This window comes from Streptomyces monticola (assembly GCF_042665355.1).
Taxonomy (GTDB): Bacteria; Actinomycetota; Actinomycetes; order Streptomycetales; family Streptomycetaceae; genus Streptomyces; species Streptomyces monticola.
Genome location: NZ_JBHTCF010000071.1, coordinates 1 through 650 on the forward strand (window position 1 = coordinate 1; position 650 = coordinate 650).

1 protein-coding gene is annotated in these 650 nt (G+C 69.1%); it reads left to right on the forward strand.

The annotated features are described in order from the left end of the window. Window positions 1-650 (forward strand): carboxyl transferase domain-containing protein (locus tag ACFQVC_RS42475; RefSeq protein WP_381842165.1); only part of this gene is annotated, 650 nt, incomplete at both ends.

Consider the following 650-nt stretch of genomic DNA (forward strand, 5'->3'; position numbering starts at 1 on the left):
AAGGCGACCGAATCCCAGCACGCCAAGGGCAAGCTCACCGCCCGTGAGCGCATCGAGCTCCTCCTGGACGCGGGGTCTTTCAAGGAGGTCGAGCAGCTGCGGCGGCACCGGGCGACCGGCTTCGGCCTGGAGGGCAAGAAGCCCTACACGGACGGTGTGGTCACCGGCTGGGGCACGGTCGAGGGCCGCACGGTCTTCGTCTACGCGCATGACTTCCGGATCTTCGGCGGTGCGCTCGGCGAAGCGCACGCCACGAAGATCCACAAGATCATGGACATGGCCATCGCGGCCGGTGCCCCGCTGGTCTCCCTGAACGACGGTGCCGGGGCGCGGATCCAGGAGGGTGTCAGCGCGCTCGCGGGCTACGGCGGGATCTTCCAGCGCAACACCCGGGCCTCCGGCGTGATCCCGCAGATCAGCGTGATGCTCGGCCCGTGCGCGGGCGGCGCGGCGTACAGCCCCGCGCTGACGGACTTCGTCTTCATGGTCCGCGACACCTCGCAGATGTTCATCACCGGACCCGACGTCGTGAAGGCCGTCACCGGTGAGGAGATCACCCAGAACGGCCTCGGCGGCGCCGATGTGCACGCCGAGACCTCGGGCGTCGCGCACTTCGCGTACGACGACGAGGAGACCTGCATCGCAGAGGT